Raw genomic sequence first — 16,569 nt, 5'->3', positions numbered from 1 at the left:
TAGCATCGCAGTCATTTAATCGATGCCGGATTGTCATGAACGGATCGCCGGGAAACTGACAGGCTGAAGTGAATCGCGCTACCGAAACGCGGCGCGGCAAATTTCTGCGGCCAGTGCGGCTGGCAAAATGCTCGGCATGTATCCGCGTCGTTGGGAGACGGGCTGGGGTTACGACGTCCCCGCTACGTCTTGAGGTCGCGACGGACGACGGTTTAGCTGGGAGCCGGACGCTACTGTCTACCGCGATAGGGGACGTGTGTCGTTAAAGTCTCGGAAATGCGCCGGTTTTTTTAGCAGCCGGGAGATCCAAACTCGTCAGTGCAGGGTCACGGGAGGACGGGTGAACCGCTCATCTACACGCGACCACCTTCTGAGCCAAAAGATAGTGAGCGACTTGGCCGTTAGGGACGGCTAGCCTTGGTTCGCCTATCGAGCATCTTTTCTGGGGCTGCGCTGAGCGACACAATGAAATCGAGAAACATGCGCACCTTTGCCGGAACATGATGGCGGGACGGATAGAGTGCGTAAAGTGGGAATCGATCGTCGGGCCAGTCGGGGAACAGCTCCACGAGCCGGCCATCCGCGAGTAGTTGTTCTACACCGAGCTCCATCACCTGAGCAATGGCGTGCCCGGCCACGCAGACGCTATGCATTGTGCCGACATCGTTGACAGTGAGTCGCCCAGCCACCTCAATGGAAATTTTCTTGCGCCCGCGGTGAAATTCCCAGTCGAAGGGTCGCCCTGTTTCGGGATCCCGGAACCTTATGCATTGGTGAGCGTCATTTTCGAGCTCGGAGGGTTGCTCGGGGCGGCCCTTGCGCTTGAGATAGGCGGGCGCTGCAACGGTCAGGATGCGCGTATCGAGGAGCTTTCGTGCCACAAGACTGGAAGGTCGCGGTTCACCAAATCGGACCGCTAGGTCAAAGCCGTCGGCGATCATATCGCCGAGCTGATCCCTTGTGACCAATTCCAGTCGGAGCTCCGGATACTGATCGATAAATGACCCTAACTTCGGGGCAAGGAGCAGGCGGGAAAAAAATGGATCGACATTGACCCTCAGGCGACCGCGTACCGCTGTCGCTCCCTCGGTAGCGGACGTCGCGGCCTCTTCAAGCGCCGCAAGCAGTGGTATCACTTGCTCGTAAAGGCGGCGGCCCTCATCCGTCAGTGTGACAGAACGCGTCGTGCGGTCCAGGAGACGGACCCCTAGGCGCGTTTCAAGCCGTGCTATGCAGCGGCTGACACCCGACTGAGACATGTCGAGCATGTCACCCGCAGCAGCGAAACTGCCGGTGTCGACTATCGCGGACAGAACACCCATCCCGTTCAGAATTCGTTCGTCGAAGCCGGCCATCAATGCCCCCGCAGCATATATCAAATGACACTGATGTTATCGCGAAAAGACGTGTCGGCGCACAAAATTGCCCCATCGAACGATGCGAATCAGGAGGGGCAGATGTTTGCGGTTACTGGAATTACCGGGCAAGTAGGAGGTGTCGTTGCACGTGTTCTGCTTGCTGCGGGCCTGGAAGTGCGTGGAGTCGTTCGTGATCCAGTAAAAGGAGAGGACTGGGCAAACCAGGGATGCGAGGTGGCAGTAGCTGAAATGAACGACGCAGTCGCCTTGGCGCGTGCCTTTGACGGGGCGGAAGCAGTCTTCATTTTGCTACCTCCGAATTTCGATCCGGCACCCGGGTTTCCAGAGGCGAGGACCACAATCGCCGCAGTGAGCGACGCGCTGGCCGTATCAATGCCCAAGCGTGTAGTTTGCCTGTCCACTATCGGTGCCCAGGCAACGCAGCCCAGCTTGCTGCAGCAATCAGGAATGATGGAGCGAACATTCGGCTTGCTGCCAATGCCAGTCGCGTGCCTCCGCGCGGGATGGTTCATGGAAAACACCGCCTTCGACCTGGAGCCGGCGCTTGCGTCTGGCGTAATTCCCAGTTTCCTTTATCCGTTAGACAGGCCTGTTCCTATGGTAGCAACCGCCGATGTAGGTCGGATGGCGGCGAGCCTGCTCCGCCAGAATTGGACTGATCACCGGATCATAGAACTCGAGGGACCGCGTCGGACGACGCCGAACGAAGTCGCAGAAGTGTTCTCCCGGTTACTGGGTAGAGATATTCGGATGGAGTCTGTGGCTCGGGATACGTGGGAAGGTCTGTTCGCGTCGCAAGGAATGAAAAATCCGTTGCCGCGTATCCAGATGTTGGACGGCTTCAACGAAGGATGGATCGAATTCGAATACCCGCTAAGTACGGTCAAAGGCAGTGTTCCGCTGGAAACGGTCGTGCGCGGGATGATCCAGCGTATGGCTGAAACCGTCTGATCGAATCCGTCCGACTGTACGGCTGTTCCGGGCGTTGCAGGCCCGATATCCCACTCGTAACGCGAGATCGGCTAGTTAAATTCCCCTAGGAGAATTATGTCATGTCTGAGAAACCAACTGTTCTGATTATTGGCGCGTCCCGCGGGTTGGGACTGGGACTTTCGCGTGAGTATCTGCACCGCGGATGGAACGTGCTTGCCACTGTGCGCCGCGAAAGCGGTCAAACAGCGTTGCACGAATTGCAAAAGGCTAGCGACGCACTAGAAATTGAATACGTGGATATTACGAAGCCGGACGAAGTGGAAGATCTATGCGTGCGTTGCGGGGACAGAAGTTTTGATCTGCTCTTTGTGAATGCCGGCGTGACCAATGACCCGCAGGAAACGATCGGCGAGGTTTCGACGGAAGAGTTTGTGCGGGTCATGGTGACGAATGCCCTGAGTCCGATGCGCGTCGTCGAGCGGATGGTCGAATATGTGCGTCCGGACGGTATGGTCGCGGTTATGTCATCGGAGCTGGGAAGTATCGCCGACAATACCACTGGAGGCTGGGAGGTATATCGCGGCAGCAAGGCGGCGCTCAATACCTTGATGCGATCCCTGGTCGCGCGGCGTGCGGGGGATACGCGCACCTTCTACGTGGTCGCGCCAGGATGGGTCCGTACTGAAATGGGCGGCCCGGAAGCGCTTCTGGACATCGACACGAGTATTCCCGGTGTCGTAGAAGCGCTGGAAAGGCGCCGCGGGACGCACGGACTTGTATTTGCGAACTACCGCAATGAAATTCTACCTTGGTAAGGTTGTCAGCCGTCGCCGGTTCTTTCGACATGAAAGAATGAGAGTTCGCTCTAGCCGTACGTGAAGTCGCGGTTGTACGAAGCTCTTAGATGGGGAACAAGCAATTCGCAGGGAATATCAATGACAAATTGTCATTTTAAAAATGACATAAACGCTATCGAGCCTTCGGTGTCGTGCGCGCACAATAAACCCTGTCCCCGGTTTGAAAGTGTCTCAAAGCGCTCTTGAGTAGCTGTCTTCCATGAAATCGAGGCACGCTTTGTGTTCGTAATGTTATGCATATATTTAGGAATACATATGAAAGACGAACGGGAAGCAAAATCAGATCTGGCCGACGGCGATGAACATCAAGCCGGGGGTGGCCTTACGATGACCCGCCGCGGTCTATTCCGGTCGACTCTCGCCGCTGCGACGTCAGTGGCGTTAAATGGCGTCCAGGCTGCACCCGTCCCTACGTCGACGGAGCGCAGGTCTCACGCTCCGCGTGCAATCAATCTCGTTCGCATATCGGTCACGATCAATGGAGTTGCGCATCGTGTAGAAGTGCGCTCCGACGTGACGTTGCTCGATCTACTGCGAGAGCAGCTGCACCTCACCGGTGCCAAGAAAGGTTGCAACCGTGGGGAGTGCGGCGCCTGTACGGTTATGTTGGACGGAAGACGAGTCAACTCCTGTTTCGTTCTCGCGGCCACACTGGAGGGCCGCCGCGTGACGACGGTCGAGGGACTTGCAACTGGCGATTCGTTGCATCCGGTGCAGCGTGCCTTCATAAAATGCGATGCTTTCCAGTGTGGGTTCTGCACGTCGGGGCAGATCATGTCCGCGGTCGGCTGCATTGAAGAGGGACACACACGGTCCAATGCGGAAATTCGGGAGTGGATGAGCGGAAACCTCTGTCGGTGTTCGGCCTATCCTCAAATCGCCGAGGCAGTCGAGACGGCTTCGGTCGAAATGCACGGAGGCGCCCATGGAGCCGTTTGAATACGAGCGGGTGTCATCGACCGATGAAGCACTCGCACTTGCCAATTCCAGCGGCTCAGCGTTCCTTGCAGGAGGCACCGAGCTATTGAACTGGATGCGCATTGGGATCGAGAGGCCAACGAAGATCATTGATATCGGTCGAATCGAGGGCTTGTCGGAGATCCGAGAGACATCGTCTGGCGGGCTGACCATCGGCGCGTTGAGCAAGCTGAACGATATCGCCCAGCATCCTCAGGTCATGCGTGACTATCCTGTCCTCTCGCAGTCGATACTGAAGGCTGCATCGGCGCAAATCCGGAATCTGGCGACGATAGGTGGAAATCCGCTACAACGTGTGCGATGCCCATATTTCCGCGCGGATGAGCCGACACCCTGTAATAAACGCGTTGCGGGTTCGGGCTGTGCTGCGCTGCACGGGTTCAACGAGAAGCACGCCATTTTCGGCTGGACCGAGGACTGCGTGGCTGTACAGCCATCGGACCCGGCGGTCTCGCTTGCGGCCCTCGATGCGGTATTCATAACAGACCGTCCCGGGGGAGGCCGGCGAATTCCAGCTCGCGATTTCCACGTGCTGCCCGGCGAAAACCCGGCGGCGCATCACCGACTCGCGGGCGGGGAGTTGATTACCGCGGTTGAACTGCCGAGAGCCTGGCCAAAGTCCGCCTACCTGAAGATTCGCGAGCGCGAAAGCTACGAGTACGCGACTGTGTCGACAGCCGTGGCGCTCGAACTTGACGGTGATGTCATCGCGAACGCGCGGATCGCGCTGGGTTCAGTGGCGATGCGGCCATGGAGGTTGGACGAAACTGAGCGCAAATTGGTCGGTCAGCGTCTAGGCTCCGCAGGTATCAACGCAGCGGTCGACGCAGGTCTGGTCGACGCGCGCCCACTTTCGCGCAACGGCTATAAGGTTGTTATCGCACGCAACGCAGTATTGCGCACCATCGATACGGCAGCGAGGACATGATGAGCAATCTGGGTCAATCCATTCCCCGGCATGACGGCCCCATCAAGGTAACGGGTGCCGCGCTCTATTCGGGCGATCGGAACCTCCCGTCTCAACTCTATGCGGTGTTCGTCAATGCGACGATTCCAGCAGGACGTGTCGTCTCGATAGAGACGAGCGCCGCCTTGGCACGAGTCGGAGTGGTCAGAGTGTTGAGGCCGTCCGACATGCCGCGAGCGCATCGAAAGCTGGACGAAATCAGTGTGCCGCCCCTTGCGACGCGATTCATTCCCATGCAATCGGACGACATCGTCTACGAGGGACAGCCGGTCGCCATGGTGTTGGCGGAGAGTCTGCAGGCAGCCGAAGCGGGCGCTGCTGTCGTACGCGTGCGCTATGAAAGGCGCCCGTTTGTCGTACCTGACACCGCGCCTGCCACGGACGTTGCTCCAGAGAAGGGTAATTATTCGAAAGCGAATGCACTCGAATTCCACAAGGGTGACGCCGCTGGTGCGATTGCTGGTGCGGCGTTCAGCGCAGGCGGCGAATATACGCAACCCTCTCGTCATGGCAACCCGATGGAGCCTTGCGCCATTCTCGCAGTTTGGGAGGGTGGGAGGCTGACTGTGTACGATGCTGTGCAGCATCTTCCGGCGGTGCAGAACACGCTGGCGGCAGCATTCGGAATCGATAATTCCAAAGTTCGCGTCGTCGCCCCGCATACGGGCGGAGGCTTTGGCACCAAAGCCTTTGTATGGCCTCATGAAATCCTGGTCAGCATGGCTGCCCGCGTCGCGGGTCGGCCAGTCAAGATGGTGCTGACCCGCCAGCAGCAATACGGCATGGTCGGCTATCAACCTCAGATGACCCATGAAGTACACCTTGGTTCGGATGCGCAGGGTAGGCTTCTCGGTGTTAGCCATCAGGCCGTGAATGTGACAGGTATGACCGACGACTATGTGGAATTTGGTGCGGTACCCGCAAAGTCCTTCTACGCCTGCCAGAACATTTCTGCTACTCACCGAATCCGCCGTGGTCACGTTGTTTTGCCGACCTTCATGCGTTCACCTTGGGATGGTCCGGGATCTTGGGCACTTGGCTCGGCCATGGATGAACTGGCGAGATCGCTAAACGTCGATCCTCTTGATCTGCGATTGGCTAACTACACGGAGCTTGACCCCGAGAGCGGCAAACCGTGGTCGTCGAAAAAGCTTCGGGAGGCCTACGACGAAGGCGCAAGACGCTTCGGGTGGCGCGAACGTCCGAAAGGCGGAACGCTTGACGGTCACTGGCGGATCGGATGCGGGATGGCGGACTGCAGTCAGGGGCAGGCACGGTTTCACTCGACCGCGAAGGTGAGGCTACGTGCTGACGGGACGGCTCAACTTGAATCAAGCTTCTGCGACATTGGCACGGGGCCTGCCACGGTGTTTCCTCAGATCGTTGCTGACGTGCTCGGGTTGGACCCGGCGCGCGTGACGGCCTTATCGGGGGACACGAACCTGCCGTATGCCGGGCCCACCTACGGCTCAAGCACCACGATAAGCACGGGTGCCGCAGTGCAAAAGGCTGCGCAGGATGTCCGGTCCAAACTGGCGAAGCTGGCCGGCTGGCCCGCGGACCAGGTTTCGCTAGAGGGCGGACGTATCGCTTACGGCAGTACGTCGCGCACCATCCAGGACATATTGGGCGAAGCTGGGGTGGCTGAACTCGCGTCGGACGGAGCATTTGATTTGCCTGGCAACGCGCCGGTAGATATGGGCTCTCCGGGATTCCCCACGCGATCTTTCGGGGTTGTCTTCGTAGAAGTCGCTGTTGATCCCGAGCTGGGACTGCTGCGACTTCGCCGGGCAACGGGTGTCTACAGCGCGGGCCGGATCATCAACGCCATGACGTCCCGATCACAAATGATTGGTGGCATTGTCTGGGGATGGGGTATGGCCGCCATGGAGGCCAGCCACTACGAGCCGACACTCGGGCGTTGGCTTGCAAAAGATCTTGCCGGTGTCCCCATTCCGGTGAACGCGGACATCCCACCTGACATAGACGTGGCGTTTGTCGACGAATTTGACGCGAACTCCGGTCCGCTCGGTGCCAAGGGGATCGGTGAACTCGGCGCGACGGGCGTCGCAGCGGCCGTAGCGAATGCTGTATTCGACGCAATCGGAGTACGTGTACGCGATCTGCCAATCACACCTGACAAGCTCATCCAGGCGTAAAGCGGTGTGACGAGGTGTCTGACCGGTTGAGTGTACCAGGTGCCGGTATCGCTCGGCCGGTCCGGCTCCATGATGCGGCCGCAGCGACGCCGGGGGACGATGCATTCTGCCCTGTATGGTGGATCAGGAAGTACCCCAGGTTCTGCAAAAAACATTAGCTGGCGCCATATGAGTCCCTTGACATTTGACTCGGCGACTTATAATTTATCAAATAATAAACAAGGAGACGGAAATGGTACATCGTTACGACGCAAACAAATTCACTCTGGACCACGTGCGTAGCACCGCCGAGCGCTGCAAGAATTGGGGTAAGTGGGGTCCCGACGATGAAATTGGAACCCTCAACTACGTCGCGGAAGAGGACATTCAGGCCGCTGCGAAGCTTGTTCGCAAAGGCAAGGTGTTCTCCCTCGGTTTGAACTTCGATCGCGACGGTCCGCAGAAGGGGCACTGGGGCAATCGCTTTAACCCGATCCACACGATGCTCGCCACCGGGACCGACGCGGTTGCCGGAAACCAGGATGCTGGCGGTCTTAGATATGCGGATGACGCCGTGTCGCTGCCACTGCAGTGCGGCACACAGTGGGACGCCCTTAGTCACATCTTTTTTGACGACAAGATGTGGAACGGCTACGACGCACGACTTGTGGATAGCGATGGCGCTCAGAAGAACGGAATCGAGAAGACGAAAGCGAAGATGGTAGGTCGCGGCGTGTTGCTCGACGTCGCGCGCCATCTTGGTGTCCATTCGCTGCAGGACGGCGATGCGATCTCAATCGAGGATCTCGAGGCGACTCAGCGAGCTCAGGGTGTGACCGTACGTCGAGGCGACTTTGTGATCGTGCGGACTGGTCATATGGAGCGTTGTCTTCACGAGGGGGACTGGGGTGGATACGCCGGTGGTTCAGCTCCTGGTCTCGCCTTCGAGACGGCGAACTGGGTGCACGACAAACAGATCGCGGCAATCTGCACTGACACATGGGGATGTGAAGTACGCCCGAATGAAACCGACGACTGCACGCAGCCGTGGCATTGGGTCGTGATCCCGATGATTGGGATCAGCATGGGGGAGATTTTCTACGTCAAGGAACTCGCGGAGGACTGCGCGAAAGATGGCGTGTACGAGTTCATGTTCACCGCGCCGCCATTGCCGATTACAAAAGCAGTTGGCTCGCCTCTCAATCCGCTCGCCATCAAGTAGTCCCTTGAACGGTACATCGGAAGAGCAAGATGCGGAAGATACCTCCACGGGAACAATGATGCGGTCGCAGAAATCGTCTTCGGATCTTGATGGCCTGGCGGCTCTCGTGACGGGAGCCGGAAGAGGGCTCGGTGCAGAGATCGCGGGCGCTCTCGCACAACGTGGCGCCAAGGTCTACGCGCTAAGTCGCAGTGCGAACGAACTTGACGAGGTAGTCAGGAAAATCCACGACGCCGGCGGTCAGGCCTCCGCACTCGTATGCGATGTCACAGATGTCGATGCGTTTGCTGCGGTGGTCGACCGCATGGATCGGCTGGACGTCCTGGTGAACAACGCGGGAACGAATTTCCCGACCGAATTCGTTGACGTTACTTTGGAGCAGCTCGATACCATGCTGATGCTCAACGTGCGGTCAATGTTTACGGTAGCGCAGACATGTGCTCGCAAGATGATTGCGAGCAGCACAGACAGAGGATCGATTATCAACATGTCGTCTCAGATGGGGCATGTGGGTGCCATCCGTCGGTCGGTGTACTGCATGACGAAGCATGCGATCGAGGGGCTTACCAAGGCCATGGCGTTGGAGCTCGCCGCGTACCGTATCTGCGTTAACACGGTAGCGCCAACATTCGTCGAGACTCCAATGACGAAATCTTTTTTCGAGGACGCCAGGTTTCATAGCTGGGTCATGGAGCGATTGCCGATGGGGCGGCTGTTGCAGGCGGAGGATGTCGCCGCGGCCGTTTGTTACCTGGCGTCGCCCGCTGCAGCGATGGTGACAGGAACAAGTCTGAGGATAGACGGAGGCTGGACTGCGCAGTGACGGAAGCAGCAGGTGGCGCGCTGCATGCCGTAACCGCTAGCAGTGACGTTATCGCTACACAGACTAAATTACAGATGGAGACAGCTCATGCAACCTTTCACGCAGCGGCGGGACTTGCTGAATCTATACGCGAGTTCGCGACCCACAAAGCGCTACTTCGGCGCGTTCTCCGTGTTTTGCCTCGGCTTTACACTCGACTTCTTTGACTTTTATCTCGTCGGCTTCCTGCTCGCTGTTCTCGGTCCAGGATGGCACCTGACCTACGGAGAATCGTCGCTGATTCTCCTTAGCGCTGGGGCCGGCGCGATCGTGGGTTCGCTATTCAGCGGCTCTCTGGCGGATGCGTTTGGCCGAAAGCGCGTGTTGTTGATCAGTACAACGATCTGCGGGTTCGGTGCAGGCGCAGTTGCATTCTTACCGGAAGGGGCGTGGCTGGGGTTCGCTGCGTTGCGCTTTCTCGTCGGCTGCGGGCTTGCAGGCGCGGCGACGACACAGACGGTTCTGCTCGTCGAGCACACACCCGCGAGCTATCGCACGCGGTTGACGGGTTTTCCGTTCATCGCCGCTTCTGTCGGATCGCTGATTGCCTCGATTTCCGCCGCGACCCTTCTGCACGCATTCGGCTGGCGAGGCGTTGCAGCCCTAGGTTTTGCACCGCTACTCGTGACGTTGTTTGCTGCGCTGTATGTCCCCGAATCAGGACAGTGGCTAATCAGCAAAGGGCGGCTTGGCGAGGCACGCAACGTATTCGCGCTCTTGCTCGGCATGGATGCCGATGACCTACCCACGATGACTACAGCAACGAGCGTTACAAATGCGCCTGCGCCCAATGGGCGGATCAGCGAGCTATTGCTGTTTCCTGGTCGCACACTACTGGTGATTGTGACGTGGGCCGCACTGAGTACGGCTGGCTACGGAGTCTATCTCTGGGGGCCAACGATCGTCGCGTTGCTGCTAAAGATATCGCCTTCAGAAGCTGCAAGATACTTCATCGTCGTAGCGCTCGCGGGAATTGCCGGCCGGCTGCTTCTTTCCTTGCTACCTATGTGGATCACGCGTAGGAGGGTTTGCGCGATCTTCGGCTTTGGCATCGCGGTCTCGCTTGGTGTCGCCGGGCTGGGTGCCCAGCAAACCGTCGCGGGATTCCCGCTGTTTGTGGCCATGGTTGCGGTTGGTGCTCTATTTTTCGACGGTGGCTGGTGCGTGATCGGCCCTTATTCGGCGGAAATATTCCCCACGCGGCTTGCAGCCCGCGCCATCGGAGTAGGCCAGGCCGCGAACGGCATCGGCAAGATTCTCGGTCCGTTGTGCCTCGCTGTTATTGCGGGAACGGGCAACGTCATCACACCGCGCGCAACAACAGATGCGGTTCTTCCCGCGTTTCTGTTTCTTGCGGGTTGTGGCCTTTTGATCGGCATTCTGTTTGCCGTGCTGGCTCCCGCTGACGCTTCTGAACGAGGCGAAACCGGCATTGAACCGCTATCAGATACACCAGGACAAGCGGTCAACCGTATCGCCCATTGAAGACGGTCGAGATAGAGGGACCGCCGCGCCCGCGACCCCAGGATTAACCTGAAAGAGGAAGAAACGAAATGACTTCAACGAGACTTGAGCCCGACGATGCGCCGGCTGACGAATCACGGACGCTGAGGACCGAGACCCGGCTGGGTATGATTATCGAATGGGATGTGCCGATCAGAACGAGCGATGGCATTGTCCTGAGGGCGGACATATTCCGGCCGGCCAAAGAGGGCCGCTTTCCGGTCCTGATGTCTCACGGACCCTATGGAAAGCTGTTGCATTTCGAAGACGGCTACAAGACGGCGTGGGCCCGCATGGTGGACGAACATCCCGACGTGGCAGCTGGTTCCTCCAACGCGTATCAGAGCTGGGAGGTAGCGGACCCGGAGAAATGGGTGCCGCACGATTACATCTGCATCCGCGTCGACAGCCGCGGCGCGGGTCGCTCGCCGGGCTACCTTGAGACCTGGTCGGCTCAGGAGATCAAGGACTTCGCGCGTTGCATCGACTGGGCGGGTGTCCAACCCTGGTGTAATGGAAAGGTCGGGTTGAGCGGTATCTCGTACTATGCAAACAATCAGTGGCAGGTTGCTGCGGAAAAGCCGAAGCACCTCGCTGCGATCTGTGTCTGGGAAGGCTTTCAGGATTACTACCGGGAGATGTTTTTCCACGGTGGAATCTACTGCACGTTCGCTCAGAACTGGTACGACATGCAGGTGAAGACCGTGCAACACGGCCTCGGCAAGCGCGGTTATCGTAGCCGGTTGAATGGCGAATGGGTGTCGGGCCCCGCGACGCTGACCGAGGAGGAACTCGGTAGCAACAGAATCGACATGTGGGACGAAATCATCAAGCATCCATTGATCGACGAATTTCACACGTGCCGCACGCCCGACTGGAGCGATATCGAAGTGCCTGTGCTGTCGGCTGCCAATTGGGGCGGCCAGGGGCTCCACCCGCGTGGCAATTTCGAGGGTTACATGCTCGCCGCCTCGAAGCAGAAGTGGTTCGAGGTTCACGGTATCGAGCACTGGACGCACTACTACACCGATTACGGCATCGCCATTCAGAAGCGTTTTTTCGATTACTTCCTGAAGGGTGTGAGCAACGGCTGGGATCAGGAACCGAAGGTACGCTTACAGGTTCGCCACCCGGGGGAGAGATTCGTCGAGCGCTTCGAGGAGAACTGGCCGATCCCGCACACGCAGTGGACTCGTTACCACCTTCACGCTGACGGTCACGTGCTGGATACCGTGCAGCAGCAACAAGTTGCGAGACTGCCGTTCGACGCGCTGGGTGACGGCCTTACGTTTGTTACGCCACCGGTCGAGCAGGAGGTGGAGGTGACCGGGCCTATCGCAGCGCGACTTCATGTATCGTCTACGACAAAGGACGCGGATCTGTTTCTGGTCTTGCGTGTATTTTCTGCCGACTTCAATGAGGTGGTATTCGTCGGGGCCTTGGACCCTCACACGCCGATCGCACAGGGGTGGCTGCGCGCGTCCCACCGGAAGCTCGACCAGGATAAATCACTGCCTTTCCGGCCGTATCACACTCACGATGAGATTCAACCACTCACGCCTGGCCAGATCTACGAACTCGATATTGAGCTCTGGCCGACGTCAATCGTTGTGCCGCCGGGAGCGCGCATCGCCCTGAGCGTTCGCGGCAAGGATTACGTCTACCCAGGCGGGAGCGGTGGCAAGTTGTCGAACATGAAGAATGAGTTCACCGGCTGTGGCCCGTTTCTCCACGACGATCCTCGTGACCGGCCTGCCGATGTGTTCGGTGGTACAACGACACTGCACCTGGGCGGAGGGCGTGAAAACTACGTGCTCTTGCCGATAGTGCCAATGGTGAAATAGCAGATCCGCCTTGTTCGGCACGCTCGCGCGGTCTGGCTTACCGGTCCCTGGTCCGGTGTGACGGACCGCGCGACCCCACAGTGTTACCGAGCATACTAAGAGATTGGCAAAGCGTTGCAGCATCGCGATCCATGCGGTGTCGGGAGTCTTCACCGGATGGCAACCAGGTCCGTGTTGTTCGTCCCAGGCTTCTCGTGGTTGAGGCCGACGCAGTGCGCACGCCTCGTTCCGAGCGATCAGCAAAATTTTAATGGGCGAAGCTCTGGAGGCAGAGATGCGATGCACGCTCGCGCAGCTATATGTCGAGGTCAAGACGGCCAGGAAGGCTGTACGCTTGCGGCGCCGAGAGGGCAGTCGACGCATGATAGACGCTGAGTCGGCCGAAAACTTTAACCGGCATTTGGAGCATTGCCGGGAGGTGGCATCGGACATAACGATCTTCCCTTGGCCGGAGCCAGTTATTGTTGCTGATGTTCCCCTGCACGACGGGCGGGCGGATGTTACCTATGCCGAGATGCAGATGCACTACGATCAGCTGCTGGGTATCCTTTCGGTGGCAATGGCCGGCCCTCTATTGGCAATGGCATAGAGTGGTCGCGCGGATGTTCGGCGGCGGACACAATACACCGCTTCGTCAGAACGTTGGGAGAGGGAAGCCGCGCCGTGGGCGGTGTTCGCAGCTTCGCCGCAGGCAATCCGCGTGTCATACCGGTAGCGTTCACGCGGTGATGACCGAGAAGGGTGACGCTTGTCGACGCTCCAGGTGCAAGGACGGCGGCCGGCTAGATGGCGCATTTTGCATTGTCGTCGAACTGCTCATCGGTAGTGAAGGTACGTTATGGCACGCGGTGTACGGAGCCACCCGCGAGTGGCTCCGCACTCGTTGCCGCAACTGGGCGGTCTGAAAGTTTTTCAGACCGCAGCGCCGCCGTATGGCACCTCCTTGTGTCCGTAGCGGCGCACCCGCAGATTAGCCTGTTCGCCATGCCCGGCGAACCCCTCCAGCGCGCACAGGCGGGAACAGTATTCACCGATCAGGGCAGACGCTTCGTCGGTGATAACTTTCTGGTACGTGCAGGTCTTCAGGAATTTGCCCACCCAAAGCCCACCGGTATAGCGCGCCGCCTTCTTCGTGGGTAGCGTATGGTTCGTGCCGATGGCCTTGTCGCCGAACGCAACGTTTGTGCGCGGGCCGAGAAAGAGCGCACCGTAGTTGGTCATATTTTTCAGGAAATAATCAAGGTCGCTGGTCAACACCTGAACATGTTCGGAGGCGATGTCGTTGGCGATCTTGACCATCTCCTCGTCGCTGTCCGCAACAATGACTTCGCCGTATTTATCCCACGACTTGCGGGCAATTTCGGCGGTCGGGAGGATCTTAAGCAGCCGCTCGATCTCCGTCAGCGTCTCACGCGCGAGCTTTTCGGAGGTTGTCAGTAATACGGCGGGTGAGTCCGGACCGTGTTCCGCCTGTCCGAGCAGATCAGTCGCGCACATCTCACCGTCAACCGATTCGTCCGCGATCACGAGCGTCTCTGTCGGACCCGCGAAGAGGTCGATGCCGACGCGACCGAAAAGCTGCCGCTTGGCTTCTGCGACGAAGGCGTTACCCGGTCCGACCAGAATGTCCACCGGTGCAATCTTCTCTGTGCCGATTGCCATGGCACCGATCGCCTGGATGCCTCCGAGGCAATAGATCTCGTTCGCACCTGCCATATGTTGTGCAGCGACGATGGCGGGAGCTGGCTTGCCGTGGAAGGGCGGCGCGCAGGTAATGATGCGTGGTACACCGGCAACACGAGCGGTGATTACCGACATGTGCGCGGAAGCCAGTAGTGGGTATTTGCCGCCCGGCACATAACATCCCGCGGCGTTGATTGGAATGTTCTTGTGCCCGAGGATTACGCCGGGAAGCGTTTCCACTTCGATGTCGCGGATCGATTCCCGTTGGTGTCGTGCGAAGTTTTCCACCTGCTTCTGCGCGAATTCGATGTCCGCGATGTCGCGTTTGGTCAATTGGGAAAGGCAATCGTCGATTTCACGCTGCGACAGCCGGTAATCCTCGCGATCCAGCTTGTCGAACCGGATCGATAGTTCGCGCACTGCCTCATCCCCACGCGTCTCGATGTCCGCGAGGGTTGCTTCCACGGTATCGCGTACTTCTTTCGCTGCAGACTTGATCACTTCGGCTTCTGCGCCGTGCTTGAGCCATTTGGCCATTTGGCGTTCTCCTTCATGTTTAATCTGTGGATTGCATTCGAATGCAACGTACGTTTGCATACGGATGCAAACGCACCATAAGGATAGGCCCGTCTCGGAAAAATCTCAAGTTATCAATTGATAAGTGTAAGTTTGGTGTGAAACCGGACGCTGCTCATTGCGATGTGTCCGGGCGCTTCCGCGAGCGCCAGATCCAGTGGTCTGCGGACCGCACGACGCCGGTCTGTGGTATGCGCGCGGATCCACGCACGATCAATTCTCCGTCGATGATGTGCTGCACAGTGGGCGCCACTGCTGTGGAAAGCTGACGCTCCACAACCTGGACGACTCGCCGGACCATTAGATCAACGGGCTGCGAATAGGTGGTCAGCCCGAAGATGGGCCATCGCGCCATCTCAATGTCGTCGAACCCGACGATGGAAAGGTCGGTACCGACCTGGAGTCCGAATTCCGTGCGGGCAAGATTGATAGCCACAAGTGCCATGTAATCGTTGGCGCAGAAGATGGCGTCTGGAGGTGTTGCCGACGACAGCAGCGTGCGTACGGCCGACTCTGTGTCAGCAGTGGAATAGTTTCCGACCACGCGTTCAATACGACGGACCCTGCGTTCGGCCAGACCTTCCAGGAATCCGGCCTCCCGGTCCCGGCTGGTTGATGAATGTTCAAGTCCAGCGACGTACGCGAAACGCCGATGTTTACCGGCGAGCAGGAAGGCGGCAAGCTCCTTTGCCCCTCGCCGGTTATCGCCGGTAACACTGGAAACCGAATCGCTGTCGGTCTTGCGGTTTAGCATGACCACCGGAAGACCCAGTTGCAGGCACTCGTCCGCGAAATGGGATGAAAGGCTTGTCGATATGAGAACGAGCGCATCCACCCGGTACCGCAGTACCTCGTCAAGGAGCGGGTCGGAGCCCGCCATAGGATCGGAGGTGAATAGCAATACCCGGTAGCCGATTCTGGCAAAGGAGGCGGAAAGCGCGTCAAGGGCTGCCTGGTAGAAAGGGTTGGCGGTACTAGGTACCGCGACGCCAATGAGACTCGAGCGTCTGGTAATTAGCGAGCGGGCAACCAGGTTGGGACGATAGCCAAGCTGCTGTGCTGCATCCAGGACTTTTGCGCGCATGGTCGCCGACACGCTGGCACCAGGAGTAAAGACGCGAGATACCGCGGACTGGGACACGCCCGCGAGTTCAGCGACCTCATAGGCCGTAGCGGGGCGTCGTTCGGGTTCGACTTCCCTATTGACCGGACCGAGATTCATCAGTGCTTTTCCATTGAATCGTTGCTGTGTATCGCCGGCGTGCAGCGGCTCGGGATGCATTAAACCCAGATCATATCCTGATGGGGAAACCCCTAGCCGGGGACGCTTGACTTCATGCATTTTGACATATAACTTATCATGTAATAAACAACGATAAGCGCTGTTTTCGGCCGGTGTTGTTCCTCGCCGATTTTCCCGAGGCTGCGCAGTTTTTTCTCGAGCATGGATTCGCTGGCTCGGCCCGGGAGTTGGCGAGGCAGATTGGCGTGCCACAGCCGTTGCTGCTCCGGTATTTCGAGTCCTGGGAAGATCTGTTCGACGCGGTCTTTGACAAAGTCTTTTCAGGTCTATGGTGCGGTGAAATGGTCGAGCCTGGTCTGCGACCGTTCCCGTCTGTTGCGCGAG

General features: G+C 58.5%; 13 protein-coding genes and 1 pseudogene. 11 read left to right on the top strand and 3 right to left on the bottom strand.

What is annotated here, in order from left to right:
- Window positions 1-401: 401 nt before the first annotated feature.
- Complete coding sequence (locus tag P0D80_RS30115) at window positions 402-1,355, bottom strand: LysR family transcriptional regulator (protein ID WP_408179596.1); 954 nt, start codon at window positions 1,353-1,355, stop codon at window positions 402-404.
- Between the two features lie 102 nt (window positions 1,356-1,457).
- Between P0D80_RS30115 and P0D80_RS30110 the strand changes: the two genes are divergently transcribed.
- The 10 genes from P0D80_RS30110 (at window position 1,458) to P0D80_RS30065 (ending at window position 13,272) form a co-directional block, all read left to right on the top strand.
- A complete protein-coding gene (locus P0D80_RS30110; protein ID WP_408289303.1) occupies window positions 1,458-2,330 on the top strand; it encodes an NmrA family NAD(P)-binding protein in 873 nt (290 codons plus the stop codon).
- 101 nt (window positions 2,331-2,431) lie between these two features.
- Entirely contained in the window at window positions 2,432-3,127 is a 696-nt protein-coding gene (locus P0D80_RS30105) for an SDR family NAD(P)-dependent oxidoreductase (protein WP_408289239.1), read from the top strand.
- A 297-nt stretch (window positions 3,128-3,424) separates the two neighbouring features.
- Window positions 3,425-4,108 carry a (2Fe-2S)-binding protein gene (locus P0D80_RS30100; RefSeq protein ID WP_408289236.1) on the top strand — a complete coding sequence of 228 codons (684 nt, stop codon included), beginning with the start codon at window positions 3,425-3,427 and terminating at the stop codon, window positions 4,106-4,108.
- The gene (locus P0D80_RS30095) at window positions 4,095-5,075 is read left to right on the top strand and encodes an FAD binding domain-containing protein (protein WP_408179599.1); all 981 of its coding nucleotides are present in this window, start codon (window positions 4,095-4,097) and stop codon (window positions 5,073-5,075) included. The genes P0D80_RS30100 and P0D80_RS30095 overlap by 14 nt, the downstream gene beginning before the upstream one ends.
- Window positions 5,072-7,273, top strand: a complete 2,202-nt coding sequence (locus P0D80_RS30090; RefSeq protein WP_408289232.1) for a xanthine dehydrogenase family protein molybdopterin-binding subunit — start codon at window positions 5,072-5,074, stop codon at window positions 7,271-7,273. Before P0D80_RS30095 ends, P0D80_RS30090 begins: the two co-directional genes overlap by 4 nt.
- A gap of 232 nt (window positions 7,274-7,505) precedes the next feature.
- A complete protein-coding gene (locus tag P0D80_RS30085) occupies window positions 7,506-8,474 on the top strand; it encodes a cyclase family protein (protein WP_408289229.1) in 969 nt (322 codons plus the stop codon).
- Between the two features lie 4 nt (window positions 8,475-8,478).
- Window positions 8,479-9,297 (top strand): SDR family NAD(P)-dependent oxidoreductase, encoded by an 819-nt coding sequence (locus tag P0D80_RS30080; RefSeq protein ID WP_408289226.1) that lies wholly within the window; start codon window positions 8,479-8,481, stop codon window positions 9,295-9,297.
- Window positions 9,298-9,384: 87 nt separating this feature from the next.
- Window positions 9,385-10,821, top strand: a complete 1,437-nt coding sequence (locus P0D80_RS30075; RefSeq protein ID WP_408179604.1) for an MFS transporter — start codon at window positions 9,385-9,387, stop codon at window positions 10,819-10,821.
- Between the two features lie 68 nt (window positions 10,822-10,889).
- On the top strand, window positions 10,890-12,683 hold the full coding sequence (locus tag P0D80_RS30070) for a CocE/NonD family hydrolase (RefSeq protein WP_408289222.1): 1,794 nt from the start codon (window positions 10,890-10,892) through the stop codon (window positions 12,681-12,683).
- 250 nt (window positions 12,684-12,933) lie between these two features.
- Window positions 12,934-13,272 (top strand): hypothetical protein, encoded by a 339-nt coding sequence (locus P0D80_RS30065; RefSeq protein ID WP_408179606.1) that lies wholly within the window; start codon window positions 12,934-12,936, stop codon window positions 13,270-13,272.
- A 323-nt stretch (window positions 13,273-13,595) separates the two neighbouring features.
- Here P0D80_RS30065 and hisD read toward each other — a convergent pair whose 3' ends face one another.
- Window positions 13,596-14,903, bottom strand: coding sequence for a histidinol dehydrogenase (hisD, locus tag P0D80_RS30060; RefSeq protein ID WP_408289218.1), 1,308 nt, complete (start codon window positions 14,901-14,903; stop codon window positions 13,596-13,598).
- A 154-nt stretch (window positions 14,904-15,057) separates the two neighbouring features.
- Window positions 15,058-16,164 carry a LacI family DNA-binding transcriptional regulator gene (locus P0D80_RS30055; RefSeq protein ID WP_408179609.1) on the bottom strand — a complete coding sequence of 369 codons (1,107 nt, stop codon included), beginning with the start codon at window positions 16,162-16,164 and terminating at the stop codon, window positions 15,058-15,060.
- A 173-nt stretch (window positions 16,165-16,337) separates the two neighbouring features.
- Between P0D80_RS30055 and P0D80_RS30050 the strand changes: the two are divergent.
- Window positions 16,338-16,478, top strand: a pseudogene (locus P0D80_RS30050) (TetR family transcriptional regulator); the annotation flags it as partial.
- Between the last annotated feature and the right edge of the window lie 91 nt (window positions 16,479-16,569).

Origin of the sequence: Paraburkholderia sp. RL17-373-BIF-A (genome assembly GCF_046030175.1) — a bacterium.
GTDB lineage: Bacteria > Pseudomonadota > Gammaproteobacteria > Burkholderiales > Burkholderiaceae > Paraburkholderia.
The sequence above is the reverse complement of the archived record's forward strand: the minus strand, read 5'-3'. Positions and strand labels throughout refer to the sequence as shown.

Excerpts from the sequence above, each read along its gene's own strand:
- P0D80_RS30115 (WP_408179596.1), bottom strand. The coding sequence starts at position 1,355 with ATGGCCGGCTTCGACGAACGAATTCTGAACGGGATGGGTGTTCTGTCC.
- P0D80_RS30110 (WP_408289303.1), top strand. The coding sequence starts at position 1,458 with ATGTTTGCGGTTACTGGAATTACCGGGCAAGTAGGAGGTGTCGTTGCA.
- P0D80_RS30105 (WP_408289239.1), top strand. The coding sequence starts at position 2,432 with ATGTCTGAGAAACCAACTGTTCTGATTATTGGCGCGTCCCGCGGGTTG.
- P0D80_RS30100 (WP_408289236.1), top strand. The coding sequence starts at position 3,425 with ATGAAAGACGAACGGGAAGCAAAATCAGATCTGGCCGACGGCGATGAA.
- P0D80_RS30095 (WP_408179599.1), top strand. The coding sequence starts at position 4,095 with ATGGAGCCGTTTGAATACGAGCGGGTGTCATCGACCGATGAAGCACTC.
- P0D80_RS30090 (WP_408289232.1), top strand. The coding sequence starts at position 5,072 with ATGATGAGCAATCTGGGTCAATCCATTCCCCGGCATGACGGCCCCATC.
- P0D80_RS30085 (WP_408289229.1), top strand. The coding sequence starts at position 7,506 with ATGGTACATCGTTACGACGCAAACAAATTCACTCTGGACCACGTGCGT.
- P0D80_RS30075 (WP_408179604.1), top strand. The coding sequence starts at position 9,385 with ATGCAACCTTTCACGCAGCGGCGGGACTTGCTGAATCTATACGCGAGT.
- P0D80_RS30070 (WP_408289222.1), top strand. The coding sequence starts at position 10,890 with ATGACTTCAACGAGACTTGAGCCCGACGATGCGCCGGCTGACGAATCA.
- P0D80_RS30065 (WP_408179606.1), top strand. The coding sequence starts at position 12,934 with ATGGGCGAAGCTCTGGAGGCAGAGATGCGATGCACGCTCGCGCAGCTA.
- hisD (WP_408289218.1), bottom strand. The coding sequence starts at position 14,903 with ATGGCCAAATGGCTCAAGCACGGCGCAGAAGCCGAAGTGATCAAGTCT.
- P0D80_RS30055 (WP_408179609.1), bottom strand. The coding sequence starts at position 16,164 with ATGAATCTCGGTCCGGTCAATAGGGAAGTCGAACCCGAACGACGCCCC.